Raw genomic sequence first — 15,223 nt, 5'->3', positions numbered from 1 at the left:
CCGTCCCGAATAGCTTCCAGGGATTTGGCGTACCCGTCGTAGTCGGGTGACGGCATAGATTTTGGCTCCCTGTTGCCCAGTTTAAGTGACAGGAAACCTTCCGTGCTTAAACATGGAAGGTTTCCGTCTATCCACTACGCTCAACTCTGCCATCGGGCGTCGCACCTCACCGGCACCGTCGGAAAAACCCAACCCATTCATGCTGTTGGTGGCTCCGGCTTGCGGTTGGTGGGGAACATGACCCGCGGGAGGGGGGCGTGGAAAGGTGGAGGGTTCGCATGCGATCCCGGAAACGAGAAGGGTTTGAGAGCCGCCGGAGCCCATGATTTATCGGCGGATGTCCATGGTGTTCAACGTCCTTGGTGGGGCCTCGTACAGATTCTACTCGTCACCACATCTAGGACAAGGCCGTCCATCCTCCTCACGGTCAGGCGCCGGGAGATCTCGCTATTAGAAAAAGCGATCTCTTTGCTCTAGGTCAAGCGATTTCCTGACCGCGACACTTGGTTACTGGTTCGCTTTTGGGGAGAAGCGAACATCGCAGCGAACGAAGTAAGCTTCCCAGCTAGATCCGGGCGTTGGGCACCAATGCCCCCCGGCAGTCTCCATGCCGGGCGCCGCCGCAGCAGGGGGCGTTTGACGAGACGGGGTCAACCTCAGCAGGATCCCGTGCGGTCTATGGCGTCGGCGTCACGGCCACGGCGGCGGCTGCCCGGGAAACAGGTCGGAAGGGCAATGCGCGCCGGTGCGGCCGTCTTTGGGAAGAGTTCCGGACCGTGACACCGTACTGCACGCTGATGGGCGAGCGAAAGCGGCCTATCGACGGCAGATACCCGGGCCGATCAGGCGAGACGGCCCGCCGCGAGCCAACGAAAAGGGGTTTAAGCTACCGATACACTGGTGTCGGTGTCGGCCTCATCGCAGTCTGTAGAGCCGGCGCAGCCATCGTCGGTCCGATGAGCACAGAGAAGGTATGCGCATGACCTGCCCTCCCCGCGGCGTCTTAGACATCGAACTGCTCCCACCGTTCAGGGCCCGGGATGTGGTCCATCGCCTGGAGGCGCTGCTCCTCGCGTCGGACTCGCTCCGCGACAGCATCGCCTACTGGACCATCGAGCAGGACCTCCTGGGTCCAGACCTCGCCCGGTGCCTGACTGGCCCCCAGGGCTTCATATGCGTGGACATCCATCGGCCCACGCACATCGACTTCCTGGCGGACCTCCGCAGCAGGGGCGCGGCCGTCTACCTGCACTTGTTCGACCTGGCGGGCAACACGGAGGCCCCCGGGATCAAGGGACTGCCTCCCTTCCTGCTCCACTCCAAGGTGATGCTCTTCGACCTGAAGGACGGGAGGAGCGTCCTCTGGGTCGGGAGCCACAACGCCACCCAGCGGGCGCTCCTGGGCATCAACATCGAGACTTCCCTGCTGGTCACCCTGGAGCGGAGCGCACCTCTCTACTCGGATGCGGCGCACTACCTGGAGAGCATCCGCTCGAGCTGCGACCTCGTCGAACTCCACTTGGTCGACTACTACAAGTGGCTCCAGGGGCTGGACGGCGCAGCCAACGTGATCGAGCTCGAGGACGACAGCGGAGCCACGCTGGAGAAAACTCGGATCACTATCCTGGGGGACCAACTCCGAGACTACACCAGCCTGAAGCAGGTGGACGCTTCCCTCTTCGTGGCGATCACCGACTCTGTCACCGCAAAGGAGCGCTTCTACCAGTCGACGATCTCCGAGACCGGGAAGCTCGAGTCCTCGGCCAGATCCCGCGGAGCCACGACCTTCGGCGAGCGAAGGTGGGCCTTCCGCTCCGGGATGAGCCTCCCGCTGCTTCAGCCCACATCCGCCATTCCAGCCAAGTTCTATGGGAGATCGAAGTACTTCGTCACCATTGCGCTGGGCGAGCTGCTCCCCGAGGACACCATCGCCAAGGAACCCACCGGAAGCAATCGATGGCGGGACTACGAGGACGAGGAGGAGGCCACCGAGAGGCTGAAGCAGCCCTTCACCGGTAAGAAGGGGGATCGCCGCCCTCGCATCCGCAAGGCCGTTCCACCTGACGCAGTCAAATACGATGTCCTCGAGCTCGAGGATCGAAAGCGGATGAAGAACCATGAGCTGGTCCGGCGGAGGGTCATTCAGCGAGGCTAGCGTCCGATTCTGGTGCCGGGTGAGTAGCGCCACCTATTTTGATGGTGATTTCGCTTTCTGAGGTCTAGTTTGGTGATGGTTTGAGGGGGATCCCCATCGGGGATCTTGACTAGAAGATCCCCTCCGGGGAGTCTCCGGTTACCAAGCCAGGAGACCCTGTAAGTGTGCCACGTCCTACTGCAAGATCCCGCTTTTTTTCATCTCCTTATCTCCATCGACCAAGAACTCGCCGCGACGACGCGGCTGCAGGGTTGCCGGGCGTGCGGGGGGCCACTGCATGTGGCGGACTATCCGCGTAAACCACGTGGCTGTCCGGCGGCGCTACAGGAGGCTTATTCCCGGCGTTTGAGCTTCACCTGCGGTCGCTGTGATCACCGCACGACGCCGCCGTCGGTGCGGTTTGCGGGCCGTCGTGTGTATCTGGCGGTGGTGTTTATGTTGCTCTCGCCGCCGGGCAGCGCTTCGGCTCGAACCGTGTGCGCTCGGTTGCGCATCGCGGCGGTCACGCTGAAGCGCTGGCGGGCGTGGTGGTGCACCACTTTTCCCGCGACACCGTTCTGGCGATCGACCTGCCAGCACTTCATGCCACCGGTGGCGATTCACCAGTTGCCGCAGAGCCTGTTGCAACGCTTCGAGGCGAGCGCGCTGAGCGATCGTCTGGTGCAAGCGCTGCGCTTCATTGCGCCCCTGAGCACCCGTGCCATGGTCAGGTAATTCGCGGGTTGCCCGCTACCCGCAGAGGATGTCGATAGACTGCCGATCAGGCACTTTGTAGCCTGCGTTCCCATCAACAAGGCCACGATGGGAGCGAGCATGAGCAACGAGGACGATCTACCGCAACGCGATCGTTGGGCGCGACTGCGCTTTGCGATCATCGGACCGCTGCTCGCCGCGCCGCCGGCCCCGGGCCAGTTGCGCGCCGCGCTGAAGGACTTGGCTGCGAAGACCTGGCGTCATCCGTTCACGGGGCTGGAGATGCGGTTCGCCGCCTCGACGCTCGAGCGTTGGTTCTACGCCGCCAGGCATGCCGCCGATCCAGTGCGGGCGCTGCGCAATCAGGTGCGGCGCGACATCGGCCGCTTTCCGAGCCTGTCAGCCGAGGCCGTGCAGGCGCTGACGACCCAGTACCGCGAACACCCGGGCTGGACCGCCCAGTTACACCATGACAACTTACGCGTGACCCTCGCCGACGCGAAGTCGCCCTCGTATCCGAGCGTGCGGCGCTATCTGAAAGCCCAGGGACTCGTGCGCCAACGAACGCCCAAGCGCGCCACTGACGGGGCGATGGCCGCCCGCGACTGGCTCGAACAGCGCGAAGTGCGCAGCTACGAAGTCGCGCATGTGCTGCAGCTCATGCATCTGGACTTCCATCACGGCTCGCGCAAGGTCCTGACCCGCCGTGGCGAGTACGTCAAACCGCTGCTGGTCGGCTTCATCGACGATCGCTCACGGTTCTTGTGCCATGCCCAGTGGTACACGAACGAGCGCACCGAGGAGCTGGTCCACGGCCTGTGCCAGGCCTTGCAAAAGGTCGGGTTGCCGCGCTCGCTGATGACCGACCGCGGCGCGGCGATGATCTCGGCCGAGTTCACCGCGGGGCTTCATCACCTGGGTATTGTGCACCTGCCAACGTTGCCGTATTCGCCGCATGTGAATGGTAAGCAGGAGAACCTCTGGGGCCGCGTCGAAGGGCGCCTGCTCGCCATGCTCGAGGGCGAACCGAACCTCACACTCGAGCAGCTCAACGTGGCGACCCAAGCCTGGATTACCCGGGAATATCATTGCACCGTGCACAGCGAGCTCGGCGAGACACCGCTCGATCGCTTACTCGCCGGCCCCAACGTCGCGCGCGAGTGCCCCGGTAGCGACGACTTGCGCGCCGCCTTCCGCCTCGAGGTCAAGCGCAAGCAACGCCGCTCTGACGGCACCGTCAGTCTCGACGGCCAGCGCTTCGAGCTGCCGTCGCGCTATCGTCATCTGAGCGAGGTGCACCTGCGCTATGCCCGCTGGGACTTGAGCCGCGTCGACCTGGTCGATGCGCGCACGGGCACCATCCTCTGCCCGGTGCGCCCGCTCGATAAAACGGCCAACGCCGACGCCCTGCGCCGGCGCGTCGAGCCGACCCACCCAGCGCCGAGCGCCGCGACCAACACCGGCATCGCACCGCTGATGAAACAAATGATCGCCGACTACGCCGCCACCGGCCTGCCGCCGGCCTATTTACCCACCAACGAGAAGGATTGACCCCGCATGAACCAGAAACTCCTGGCGCTCTATGGCCTCAAATGGAACCCCTTTACCCCCGACGTGCCGACCGAAGCGCTCTATGTGCCGCCCCAGATCGAGAACTTCTGCTGGCGTATCGAGCAGGCGCACCTGCGCGAGGGCGGCTTCGCGCTTGTCCATGGTGATCCCGGCTCCGGCAAAAGCGTCGTCATGCGACTGCTTGCCGAGCGCCTCTCACGCCTGACGGACTTGTCGGTCGGCGTCATCCACCATCCGCAAAGCAACTTGAGCGACTTCTACCGCGAGCTCGGTGACATCTTCGGGATCGCCATGCGCATGAGCAACCGCTGGGGTGGCTTCAAGGCGCTGCGCGCCCGCTGGCTCGACCATCTCGGCTCCGCCAATCGACGCCCCGTCATCCTCATCGACGAAGCCCAGGAAATGACCCCCATGGTCTTGAGTGAGCTGCGCCTGCTGGCCAGCGCACGCTTCGATTCCCAATCGCTCCTGTGCGTGGTGCTCTCTGGCGATGCTCGCCTGCTCGACAAGCTGCGCCGCGAGGAACTCATCCCCTTGGGCTCGCGCATTCGCACACGCCTCGCCACCGGCGTCGCAACCCGTGAAGAGCTCCTCGCCTGCCTCGAACACCTGCTCACCACCGCCGGCAACGCCGGCCTCATGACCCAGGAACTGCGTCACACGCTCGCCGATCACGCCGCAGGCAACTACCGCATCTTCATCAGTATGGCCGCCGAACTGCTCATGGCCGCCGCGCAGCGCGACATCACCGTGCTCGACGAAAAACTCTATCTGCAGGTCTTCGCTGCACCCGCAACGCAACCGCCTCGACGCAGCGCCGCTGGAGTCCGCTGACATGCACGACGATGCCGATCGCTTCGCCTTCCCCGAACTGCCCGACGAAGCCGTCGTTGCACTCAATGAGTTCCTCGAAGACTTCTATACCGCCTTCCAAAACCACTACTTCATACAAATACACCGCTGGTACCACGACCAGCGCCCCCACGATAACCAACTGACCCTGCCCTTCGACCCCTCGTCCTGATCTGTGCGTGTGACCGCGGCGGCAACGCCGCCCTCACCACTGTCGATGGAACCATCACCAATCGTGAAAATCAGTCCATCAAATCGGGTGACCGCTCTCACCGGGGAACGTCTTTCGCAGCAGGGTGGATCGTGCGTCATCGCTAGAAGTGACTTCCACGGCTCAATGCCGGACGACGCGGAATATATCTTCCGACCTAGGGAAACACTGAACTAATTCCAATTCGTCCAACGACCTGCCCGCAAGGGCAGCCTGGACCAAGTGATTTCGTTATGCGAAGCGTTTCTGGGTCTTATTTTGAGCCTTTATTTGCCCGTTTTGCCCTGAATTCTCGATTTCAGGACGGATCACGGGTATCGAGGGCGAGTAATCGCCCCCGCGCCATGAAGAGATTGGCCAAGCCGAACAGGACATAGAGCTGGGCCGTGTTCTTGGCCAGCCCGCGGTACCGGGCCTTGCGGTGACGGAAGAGGTTCTTGATGACATGAAACGGGTGCTCCACCTTTGCTCGCAGCTGCGCCTTCGCCCGCTCGTACTGTTCGCGCAGCTGGTCCACCGGGTCAGCGCCCAACGCCTTGCGCTTGCCGGGACGCATGGCCACATGCCAGCTGACGTCCAGGTCCTTCGTCTCGGCCCGTTTCTCCATGCCTTGATAGCCCGCATCCCCGAGCACATCCGTCTCCTCACCATGCAGCAACGCGTGGGTCTGACTCACGTCGGCCACATTGGCGGCCGTGCCCACGAGGGTGTGTACCAGGCCAGAGTCCGCATCGACGCCGATATGCGCCTTCATCCCGAAGTGGCGAGTCGGCCGCGGGAACTGCCCCCGCAGCCGCTCACAGAACCGTACGTGACACTCTCGCGTCATACGGCTCCCGTTATCCAACCTGTGGTCCGGCTACGCGCCAGTGATAGAACAACAGTGGTGCTGATGCACGGATCTTGGCCAGCCAGTCAACGCTGGCCCGCTTGCGGCGGTGAAGAGCCCTGTACTTTCGTCGGGCCCAACGTTCAAGCGCTCTATCGATGTGCTGGAAGATGCCGAGCATGGCGGTTCGGTAGAACGCGCCATAGTATTGCCACCACCCCTGTATCACTGGGTTGTAGAGCCGAGCCACCTCGGCCAGCGTCACGTGCGTCTGGCGATTGAGTCGCCAACGGCGCACCGCCTGCCGCATCCGCCGCAAGGCATCTGCACTGGCTCCCGGCAGGAAGCTCGTGAAGAGCTGGTCTTGCTTGCTGTGGGCCTTCCTCGGCCTGAACGTAAAGCCCAGGAAGGTAAAGCTCACGTGAGGATGCTGTTCGGTGCGGTTGCTGTCCTTGCAGTACACGACATTCGATTTGTCAGGATGCATCGTCAACCCGTAGTCCGCCAACCGTGACGCGATGGCTCGCATCACGTACTCCGCCTGCTTCCGACTGCGGCAGTGAACCACCGCGTCATCTGCGTACCGGGCGAACGGACAGTTCGGGCTGGTGCGTTGTATCCACGTGTCGAAGGCGTAGTGCATGAACAGGTTCATCAGGATGGGACTGACCACTCCGCCCTGCGGAGTGCCGCGTTCGCGTGGAAGGCGAGCGCCGTCCTCTGTTTCGAACGGCGCAACCAGCCACCTTTCGATGTACAGAAGAATCCAGTCTTCCTTGATGTGGGCGCGCACCGCCTTCATCAGCAGCCCGTGGTCAATCTGATCAAAGGCTGCCTTGATATCAAACTCCACCACCCAGTCATATCGCCAGCAGCGCTCACGAGTGATCGCCACGGCTTGCTTCGCCGACCGCCCCGGCCGATACCCATAAGAGTCCGGATGGAAGATCGAGTCCAGCTCTGGCTCGATGAGAAGCTTGACGACGGTTTGCGCGACACGGTCAGAAACCGTGGGCACTCCCAGCGTGCGCATGCCTCCTGATGCCTTGGGAATCTCCACTTGCTTGACCGGCGGCGGGAAGTATGACCCCGACGACATCCGGTTCCACAGCTTGTACAGATTCTTCGACAGGTCCTGTTCGAAGTCGGCGATGGTTTCATCGTCGATGCCGGCAGCACCGCAGTTGGCCTTGACCTGCTGGTATGCCTCCCATACCGTGCGTTTCGCTATGCCGTAAGGTTTCGCCGAGTTCACGCTGCTCATCCCCGGAGGTTGGCAACATTCGTCGGCAGGATAACGCCCCCCCTTCGCTCCACCCCCATTACAGGGACTTCGTCACTACTACGGGAGGCTCCGCCCCTCGCTCCAGCATCGGTATTCTTCCTCATGGTGTTGGCCACTTGTCATTTCCCTTCGCATCTGGAACAAGGTTCTCACGTTCCGTACCAAAGCCTGTATTGAGATCATGCCGCCTATACACCGGCTGCCATCGGGTCCGTAAGCAGGTAGCGCCCCGATTCGTCCTGAAGCCAATGGTCCACCTCCGTTTCGACAGCGTCTTGGGCATAACGATGCGTCGTCGGACGGTTTGCTTTCGCTCATCTTCTCAATACCCACCTGCCACCCCTCAAGGGGTGACTTTCGCCCGGTCGCTCACCACCACGTCTTTTGAACGCAGCAGCACCGGGTGGTTTGAAGCCTGCCCCTGCAGGCCGGCTTCGGGAGGCCTACTCCCATCTTCAGTACAGCACCACAGGTCTGCCGCCTGTGTTCGTGACACACACCACTGATTGCCCTTCTTGGCCTGGTGCATCTCCGGGTCGCGGGCCTTCTCGCGGTTCTTGGTGGACGGCGGCGCCGCAATCAGCGTCGCGTCCAGAATGGTCCCCTCCCGGAGCAACAGGCCTTTCTCGGCCAGGTGTCCGTTGATAGCCTCGAACACCTTGCGCATGAGCCCGTGCGTCTCCAACAGGTGCCGGAACTTGAGCAGCGTGGTCGCGTCCGGCGCCGACTCCCGCGACAGGTCGATGCCCACGAAGCGGCGAATGGACTGGCTGTCGTAGACCGCGTCCTCAATGCCCTCGTCAGAGAGCCCGAAGCACTGCTGGGCCACGTACATCCGCAGCATCCGCTCCAAGCCGATGGGCGGTCGGCCCCGCCGGCCGCTCTTGGGATAGAACGTCTCCAGCTCTGCCACCAGGTCCTGCCAGGGCGTCACCGCCTCAATATCGGCCAGGAAACGGTCGCGGCGGGTCTGCTTCTTCTTGGCGGCGTACTCCAGGTCGGAAAAGCTGCGTTGCATGGCTTCAGGGCTCGCTGAAATGGGAACGCGCCTATGATCTCATATCCCGCGGCGCACGTGGATCGCTGATCGCTATCCGAATAAATCAGCGGTTCCCTAGGTTGCATGAGTTGCAGCTACGCACTGCAAGCGGAGTGGTTGCATCTCATCCCTGCAAGTTTCTCTTGCAGCGCAACCGAGATCCGCCTTGCCACGCTGCCAGAAAAACTATCCTCGGGCAATCAATAGGAGTGAGCCTTGACCTTCGGAGAGGGACAGCAAGAATACCTTCCCGAAGACGTCAAGGAGAAGGTGATGGCCTTGATCTGGGTCGAGCACGCCTAGGAGGTCGGCATCAAGGCTTTAGCGCCGCCCTCCGTCTTGTCCCGACTGTCGGAGCTGCTCGGTGACACCCCGCAGGGCGTGCACACCTTATTTCGCCAACCGCGCCGCGCAAACGTGCTCTTCAACGTACGCAACATCCCGGAGGAGGCTCGAGACGAGTTCAGAGCCCTGGCACAGCCCATCTTGGAAGGCTCACGGCAGACGCGCCTGGCCGTCATTCCCTGATTGATGTACTGGGCCTTTCTTTCGCTCCTGGGACAAGCGAAACACTTCAACAGCAACAGACCCGCTGTGTTTCTTCGGGCGCAAACTATCTGGACATGCCTCTCATGGATCCTCTCATTCTTTGAGCCTCGTAAAATCAACATGTTACCGACGATCCATTGGCCCCGGCTGCGCCAGCCTCGACGGGAAATCAGATACTTAGCACGTTGCCTCGGGAAATAAGGGGATCCCTGAAGACACGCCCAGAAAGCCAAATCTTTGGGTGTAGCTCTGTAATTGACCATTCAGGCGGCACGCCTTTGCATCGGTATGACGGGGTCATCCGGGAGCACCACTTGGCCACGGTAAGTTTCTGACAAGAGTTGCCAGGCAGGGTCGAAACGATGACTTTGCATGAGTGCGCGCAGCGTCAGGATGGCCTGTCCGCCGTCATGGCGCCAGCGCATGCCGGAGCGCTTCATGCGCTGCGTGGCGAGGGATTTGCAAGTGGCCTCGATAACCCCGGAACCGATGGGCAGCGAGCGTGCCGCCGCAGCGGCGTAATCCATCCGTCGACGGTGACGCCGGAAGTAGCCGAGCACCTCTTTGATGCGCTTGCGACGTGGGTGTTTGTCGCGCAGGTGCCTGAGGGCGCGAATGACTTTCTCCACGCCGTCGCTCTCTTTGCGAAGGATATGGCGCAGCTTCTCGAACTGGGCGCGACCCTTTGGATCAGTGTCCCCGTAGGCGCTATCAAGCGCCGCCTTGAGCTGCTCGACGGCGTGAAAGAAGTCCACGCGCTCCTCGCCTTCAGGGGCCAGTTCGGTGAGGAAAGTCCAGTTGTCCCGAGCGCCGTCGGCGACCTTGACGACGGTGAGATCGGGGCGTTGAGCAAGGGCCGCAGTCACCTCCGCGCGCAGGCTCTCCTTGAGTGTCGCCTTCTTCGCCTGCGGCATGCGCCCAAAGCGCACCGTATCCAACCGTTCCCCTTGAGCATCATAGAAGGACACCGAGCCGCATCCGACCTCCTGGTAGCCTGCCGGCCCCTTGGTCTGCTTGCCCGCAGAACGCGCCTCGGCTCGCTTCACTTGGCGCGCGCCGTCCTTCATCGGCACCATCACCCCATCGAGGGATACGCCCATCGTGCAGGCCGCCTCCGGCACCGAAAAACCCTCACGCAGCCCCGCCTCGAAGGCCTCTCGCTCGGCCTCCCAACGCGCGCTCAGGCGTTTGGGCAGCCGATCCAGGCTGCTCTTGGATGGGACCATGTTGCCCAACTCACGCAGTGTGTCCTCGCATGCCTGCGGCGTGAGCTGCGCCACCAGAAAGCTCGCCTGGCGCGCCGCCAGCGGCGTCCACTGCCCCTCTATCATCCCCGCACGCAACTCCAGGGGCACCACCGACCGACCCTTGCCCGCGCGATACAGGGTGCGCGTCACCGTGACCGGCCCCACCGCACTTGTATAGGTCTCGCTCGAACGCAGCACCCGACGGTGTCGGTGGCCCTCGATGAAAACGTAGGGCACATCCACATCAAGGCCCTCCAGTTCGCTGGCCAGTACCTCGCGTTCAGCTTCGACGAATGCCGCATGGAGTTCGCGCTCGTAAGATTCGAAGTCCTCCCACGCCACGGCGCGCTCGGACAGCGCCCGCAGCATCGCCTTCAGGCGCTCCAGGCTTTGGCTGATAGGGCACGCAGTGGCGTGACGGGTCTCGGCGTGAAATACTGGCATTGGGGCAGCCCTCCGGAGTGGTTTCGCTTTCTCACCGAACATTATTCCAGAGGTCCACTGCCCCTTCCTCATTCCTGCTGCGCCCCCCTCACGACAAACTGTCACCGATGCCGCCTTGGGAAATACCGAACCCGTATATAACTCCCAATAAATCGATCGCTTACGTTGACTTGTTGAAGTCAGTTCGAGATCTACACCCAAATCTTTAGGGAACCTCTATTAATCCCTGCTTTTGCATCTCGCGGCTAAAGGACGGGCATTCGCCACCCTGGATGAATATCATGTCGCGATTATGGAAAGGGCAATACCGGGATATTCCCGTTCGTGCCATGCCTAACCGAGCTTGTGATGTCCTCTATGGGCTGCTCAATGCACGCCGCGTCTCCAGGTAGGCCAGTCGCCGAATGTTATAGACGATATTCATCATGCCAATCTTCACCCGCGCTCGAGCCAATCCAATAGTGCGTACCAGCATCCCGCCCATCGCAGTTTGGGCAGCAAAGATATGCTCAACCCGTACACGAACCTTGGCTCGCCGATGGTTGGCCTTGATGGCGCGCTCCGACAGCGGCCGCTTCGCCGTGCCCTTGGTCTGAATATGGCTTCGGTAGCCCCGTTCCTTCAGTGCCGCTTCCCGCTCTTTGGAGCGATAGGCCGAGTCCGCCCACACGTCGGCACTCGTGTTCATGGGGTCGAGCAGCCTGTCAAGAACCTGGCTGTCATGGACCGCCGCATCCGTCACCCCGAAGCGTCGGACAAGCTTGTGTTCATTGTCGATACCCACGTGGTTCTTGTAGCCGTAGTAGGTCTTCCCGTGTTTCTTCGTCCAGCGGGCCTCGACATCCTTCTGCCGCAGCTTGGCGGGCTTGTCCTGCCACGCTTCCGGCGTCTTGCCTTCCTTGACCAGGGCATTCTCTTCCCGGCGATTGCGCTGACGCGGCGCCGCCACGATGCTCGCGTCCACGATTTGGCCCCGTCGCGCGATGTATCCCGATCCCTCTATCTGCTTGGACAACTGTGCGAAAAGCGTTTCCACCAGCTCCAGCTCCTTGAGCCGTTCCCGGAACAGCCAGATGGTCCGGGCATCCGGAACCCGACCTTCCGGCGTCAGACCGAGGAACCGGCAGAAGGAATAGCGATCCTGGATCTGATATTCGGTCTGTTCGTCGGCCAGGTTGTACAGGTGCTGAAGCACCAGGACCTTGAACATCAGCACGACATCGTAGGGCTTGCGCCCGGCATTGCTCTTGCGCGTCTTCTGGTGAATCTTTTCCAGCATCGGGCGGAAACTTTCCCAGTCGACTACCCGCTCGATTGTCGGCAATGGGTCCCCGAGTTTCTCCAGTTCCTGATAACGGTTATCCAGATCGAAAAAGCCGGGCTGCATGGGCAAATCCTAACGTTCCAAGATGCCGCCTATGATCTCACATTTGGCGCGGTATTTTTAGAAGTTCCCTTAAGACGCAGCAGCACTGGGCGGTTTGGAGCCTCCGCCTGACCGGCGGCTCCGAGGGGCTTACCCTCATCTCCAGTACAGCATCGCTTGCCTCCGACAAGCGTTCGTGGCACAACCCAGAAGCAAAATATTTCAGCAGTTCATGAAGTGCTGAAGGGGCGTTGTTCCTAAGTGTGCTCAGTTGTTCTATTTCCGAGTCTGTCGGAGTTTCTTACCGCCGAAGGACCCTTTAGGAGCCACTTTTTTGCGAGGTTGCCCTTTTTTCCCGGAGCCAGCCGATTATTGGAGCAGGGGGGGTCGAAAAAGTAGCCCTACAACTCCCCGCGGCCCGGGTTGCGCAGAATCAAACGGCTCTGATCCTTTTAATTCCCCTTCGCCGCGTCGAGATACTTCCCCAAACGTAATCCCTTCTGGAACAGCACTCGATCGAACGGTCAGAATCGATGCGTCGGGTCTTCTGTAATGTACGACGGTCTCTGCAGTAAGGCGCTGAATTTTTTTGGCATATTGTCGATTGAATTAAAGGCAACAGACATTAGAATTCTAGGGGAGTGAGAAAGGTTCAGCCCCGAATAGTGCCAAGCCATTGGATGCATCGCATACAAAGCCCCAGCTTGGCCAACCAACAAGGTCTGGTTCTTCCATTCTTCAATAAATCGAGCGTCAATCGTATAGCGTAAATCTTCCTTGAAGCCGTCTTCCCAGCTTAAGTTACTACTGTCGTTATGCGGCGGCAAGGGGTCACGATGGCTTCTATTACACACTACCAGTGGTCCGTCGTTGTATGAAATATCAGTAACGAGTAAGTGGAAGACCACTGCTTGCGCATCTGGCATTCCATCCATGTAATGCCAAAAATCGAAATCCCGATGAAGCTGCCAAGCACCAGCTCCTTCTTCCAGAGTCGATGGGTGTTTCGAATTTACTCTGTACTGATATATGTACACTTGTCGGGATTGGATAAGAACTTTGGCTTGCTCCGCAAGCAATGCTATCAAGTCGTCGAGCAAGCCCGCCTCGTAGCCGTGAGCAGCGCGAAAACGACCTGCTGAATCCCATATATTTCCTGGGTGCCGGCTACTGGCTCGTCGCAATAAATAGCATTCGACCTCTTTTAGGTCGCTATTCCTAGCTGTTAGTGGTAACTTTGCAATTCCTTCTGTATGAAATTCCTTCACGGCATTTTCGCTAGGTCTTTCGTGCGGTAATGACGTACGCGTATATAGGACCATAGTAGGGCTCTAGGCTCTTATGTTCAATAAAACATCGCGACAAGTTGATAGCTTCCTCGTACTCGTTCTGTCGTTGCGCAAAGTCCGATTCTCTTACCGTGAATACTAAGTAGCCGCCTGGAGTTAGTTGATCTGCCAGCCTTTGAATAGCGCTGGGACCGCAATGTCCGGGCATAAATAGGCCCGCCGCGACTACGAAATCAAAGAATCCATGGGGCAGGAGACACGGTCTGTGAATGTCTGCTACAAGCAGACTATTGTAAGTTAATTTTTCCTTCGCGACTTTAAGCATCTCGCAGCTAATGTCTATACCGATAATTTGGAATCTCTTCGAAATGGAACCGTCGTTTGTTTTGAATCGTAGGTGCGTGCCGAGAAGGCCTGTACCGCATCCAGCGTCGAGGATGTTAATATGGCGCGATTGATTTGAGCCTACATTAAGGCCTTGTTCTGTGTATACTTCATTACGATTTAGAAGTTCGACAACAACGCGTCCTATACTCTTATAGGACTTTAGGTCATTAGCCTGCATTTCGTTGTCGTAGTCTTGGGCCCATTGAGCATAAACACGTTGCAACTCCGTCGCAGATTGCGCGGTCTCTGACTCCCAGTGATATTTCGAAGAGACCCAGCCATCGGTGCCTGAATTGGTTGTCATTTCTCATTATCCATCACTTGTTGCGTGAGGGAAAAACTTAGGACGGTGTCTATTACGTCTCTATAAGTTGATGACTCTGGTCGGAAATCGTCTTGCGCGCGTTTTAGACGAACTTTCCACCATTCTAAGTAAAAGCCGAATATAGCAGCAGATAGCTGTGGGTCAAGGAGTCTATGTTGGTAGAGTGCATGAAGCGAATAGAAGAACTGACATACACGCAATATAGCCATTCTGTCTGGATCTTCTGGCGAAAGGCCTGAGAAGAAATCTAAAGAGCCACCGTTAGTTGTCTGGCTTTCGATCCATTTGTGCGCTCTAGTGCGAGCTGCGGTCATTTCTTCGGTATGGAAGTCACGATACAATTGAAATGTCGCGTAACGACGCTCTTTTTGTGCGGCTTCATCTTTTTGATTTTCTGTGTCCCTATGTTGCATAAATATGCTAACAATTGCTCCTAGGAGTGCTAGAGAAGATACAAAGGACTGAAAGGCAAAAAAGGTTGTTGTAACGTTAGCGGCTGTAGCCCAATCGTCGAACAGGGCGCTTATTATAAATGGGGTAGCAGCCCACAACAGTAGCAATATACTGCCAACGATTAGAATTAAACTAAATGTACTAATACCACGCCTAGGCGTTTGAGTCGAAGATTCTTGTGCGTTCATGTAGTTAGCAGTCGGTTTAATTGTAAGTCCATTTTCTGGAATAACGCTGATTTCTAATATATGGCGATCGGGTGAAGGGGGGCGTTTCCTGTTGGTTGGTCACGACCAACATCGCAACCAACAGAACAGGAGACGCCATGCCCGAGTCTACATTCCAATCGATTTCGCAGCCACAGGTAGAGAACGACCCAATGTAAGAATCGATCAGCAACGGTGTCCGCGACATCCTCAGTGCGGTGGTGGAAGCCGAGATTGCACAGTGGCTGGCACACTACAGAGAGCTCAAGGATGAACAGGACCGCTAGGCCGTGGCACACAACGGCTACCTGCCCGAAGCTG

Annotated in this window: 10 protein-coding genes and 2 pseudogenes; 5 read left to right on the top strand and 7 right to left on the bottom strand. The window is 59.3% G+C overall.

Features of this window, described 5'->3' with window-relative positions; all coding sequences use genetic code 11:
* Window positions 1-979 precede the first annotated feature (979 nt).
* The 5 genes from U5S82_16560 (at window position 980) to U5S82_16540 (ending at window position 5,444) form a co-directional block, all read left to right on the top strand.
* A complete protein-coding gene (locus U5S82_16560; GenBank protein MDZ7753216.1) occupies window positions 980-2,155 on the top strand; it encodes a hypothetical protein in 1,176 nt (391 codons plus the stop codon).
* 345 nt (window positions 2,156-2,500) lie between these two features.
* Window positions 2,501-2,869: a hypothetical protein gene (locus U5S82_16555; GenBank protein ID MDZ7753215.1), complete on the top strand. Its 369-nt coding sequence runs from the start codon at window positions 2,501-2,503 to the stop codon at window positions 2,867-2,869.
* A 99-nt stretch (window positions 2,870-2,968) separates the two neighbouring features.
* Window positions 2,969-4,399: a DDE-type integrase/transposase/recombinase gene (locus tag U5S82_16550; GenBank protein MDZ7753214.1), complete on the top strand. Its 1,431-nt coding sequence runs from the start codon at window positions 2,969-2,971 to the stop codon at window positions 4,397-4,399.
* 6 nt (window positions 4,400-4,405) lie between these two features.
* Window positions 4,406-5,254, top strand: coding sequence for an ATP-binding protein (locus U5S82_16545; GenBank protein MDZ7753213.1), 849 nt, complete (start codon window positions 4,406-4,408; stop codon window positions 5,252-5,254).
* A gap of 1 nt (window position 5,255) precedes the next feature.
* Entirely contained in the window at window positions 5,256-5,444 is a 189-nt protein-coding gene (locus tag U5S82_16540) for a hypothetical protein (GenBank protein MDZ7753212.1), read from the top strand.
* Window positions 5,445-5,781: 337 nt separating this feature from the next.
* On the opposite strand, the gene U5S82_16535 is transcribed toward U5S82_16540, so the two are convergent.
* The 7 genes and pseudogenes from U5S82_16535 to U5S82_16505 form a co-directional block, all read right to left on the bottom strand.
* Entirely contained in the window at window positions 5,782-6,312 is a 531-nt protein-coding gene (locus tag U5S82_16535; GenBank protein ID MDZ7753211.1) for an IS5 family transposase, read from the bottom strand.
* Window positions 6,309-7,576, bottom strand: a pseudogene (gene ltrA / locus U5S82_16530) (group II intron reverse transcriptase/maturase). The gene U5S82_16535 and the pseudogene ltrA overlap by 4 nt, the downstream one beginning before the upstream one ends.
* A 520-nt stretch (window positions 7,577-8,096) precedes the next feature.
* A pseudogene (locus U5S82_16525) lies at window positions 8,097-8,615 on the bottom strand (IS5 family transposase).
* Window positions 8,616-9,448: 833 nt separating this feature from the next.
* A complete protein-coding gene (locus U5S82_16520) occupies window positions 9,449-10,876 on the bottom strand; it encodes a hypothetical protein (GenBank protein ID MDZ7753210.1) in 1,428 nt (475 codons plus the stop codon).
* A 355-nt stretch (window positions 10,877-11,231) separates the two neighbouring features.
* On the bottom strand, window positions 11,232-12,263 hold the full coding sequence (locus U5S82_16515) for an IS5 family transposase (protein MDZ7753209.1): 1,032 nt from the start codon (window positions 12,261-12,263) through the stop codon (window positions 11,232-11,234).
* A 503-nt stretch (window positions 12,264-12,766) separates the two neighbouring features.
* Entirely contained in the window at window positions 12,767-13,510 is a 744-nt protein-coding gene (locus tag U5S82_16510) for a phytanoyl-CoA dioxygenase family protein (protein ID MDZ7753208.1), read from the bottom strand.
* A gap of 708 nt (window positions 13,511-14,218) precedes the next feature.
* Window positions 14,219-14,884, bottom strand: coding sequence for a hypothetical protein (locus U5S82_16505; GenBank protein ID MDZ7753207.1), 666 nt, complete (start codon window positions 14,882-14,884; stop codon window positions 14,219-14,221).
* Window positions 14,885-15,223 lie beyond the last annotated feature (339 nt).

The organism is Gammaproteobacteria bacterium (assembly GCA_034522055.1).
In the GTDB taxonomy this organism is placed as follows: domain Bacteria; phylum Pseudomonadota; class Gammaproteobacteria; order JAABTG01; family JAABTG01; genus JAABTG01.
This window is presented reverse-complemented; position numbering and strand designations above follow the sequence as displayed.

Bases quoted from the DNA above. Each gene is read 5' to 3' on its own strand.
- U5S82_16535 (MDZ7753211.1), bottom strand. From the start codon at position 6,312: ATGACGCGAGAGTGTCACGTACGGTTCTGTGAGCGGCTGCGGGGGCAG.
- U5S82_16515 (MDZ7753209.1), bottom strand. From the start codon at position 12,263: ATGCAGCCCGGCTTTTTCGATCTGGATAACCGTTATCAGGAACTGGAG.
- U5S82_16550 (MDZ7753214.1), top strand. From the start codon at position 2,969: ATGAGCAACGAGGACGATCTACCGCAACGCGATCGTTGGGCGCGACTG.
- U5S82_16545 (MDZ7753213.1), top strand. From the start codon at position 4,406: ATGAACCAGAAACTCCTGGCGCTCTATGGCCTCAAATGGAACCCCTTT.
- U5S82_16560 (MDZ7753216.1), top strand. From the start codon at position 980: ATGACCTGCCCTCCCCGCGGCGTCTTAGACATCGAACTGCTCCCACCG.
- U5S82_16520 (MDZ7753210.1), bottom strand. From the start codon at position 10,876: ATGCCAGTATTTCACGCCGAGACCCGTCACGCCACTGCGTGCCCTATC.
- U5S82_16540 (MDZ7753212.1), top strand. From the start codon at position 5,256: ATGCACGACGATGCCGATCGCTTCGCCTTCCCCGAACTGCCCGACGAA.
- U5S82_16505 (MDZ7753207.1), bottom strand. From the start codon at position 14,884: ATGAACGCACAAGAATCTTCGACTCAAACGCCTAGGCGTGGTATTAGT.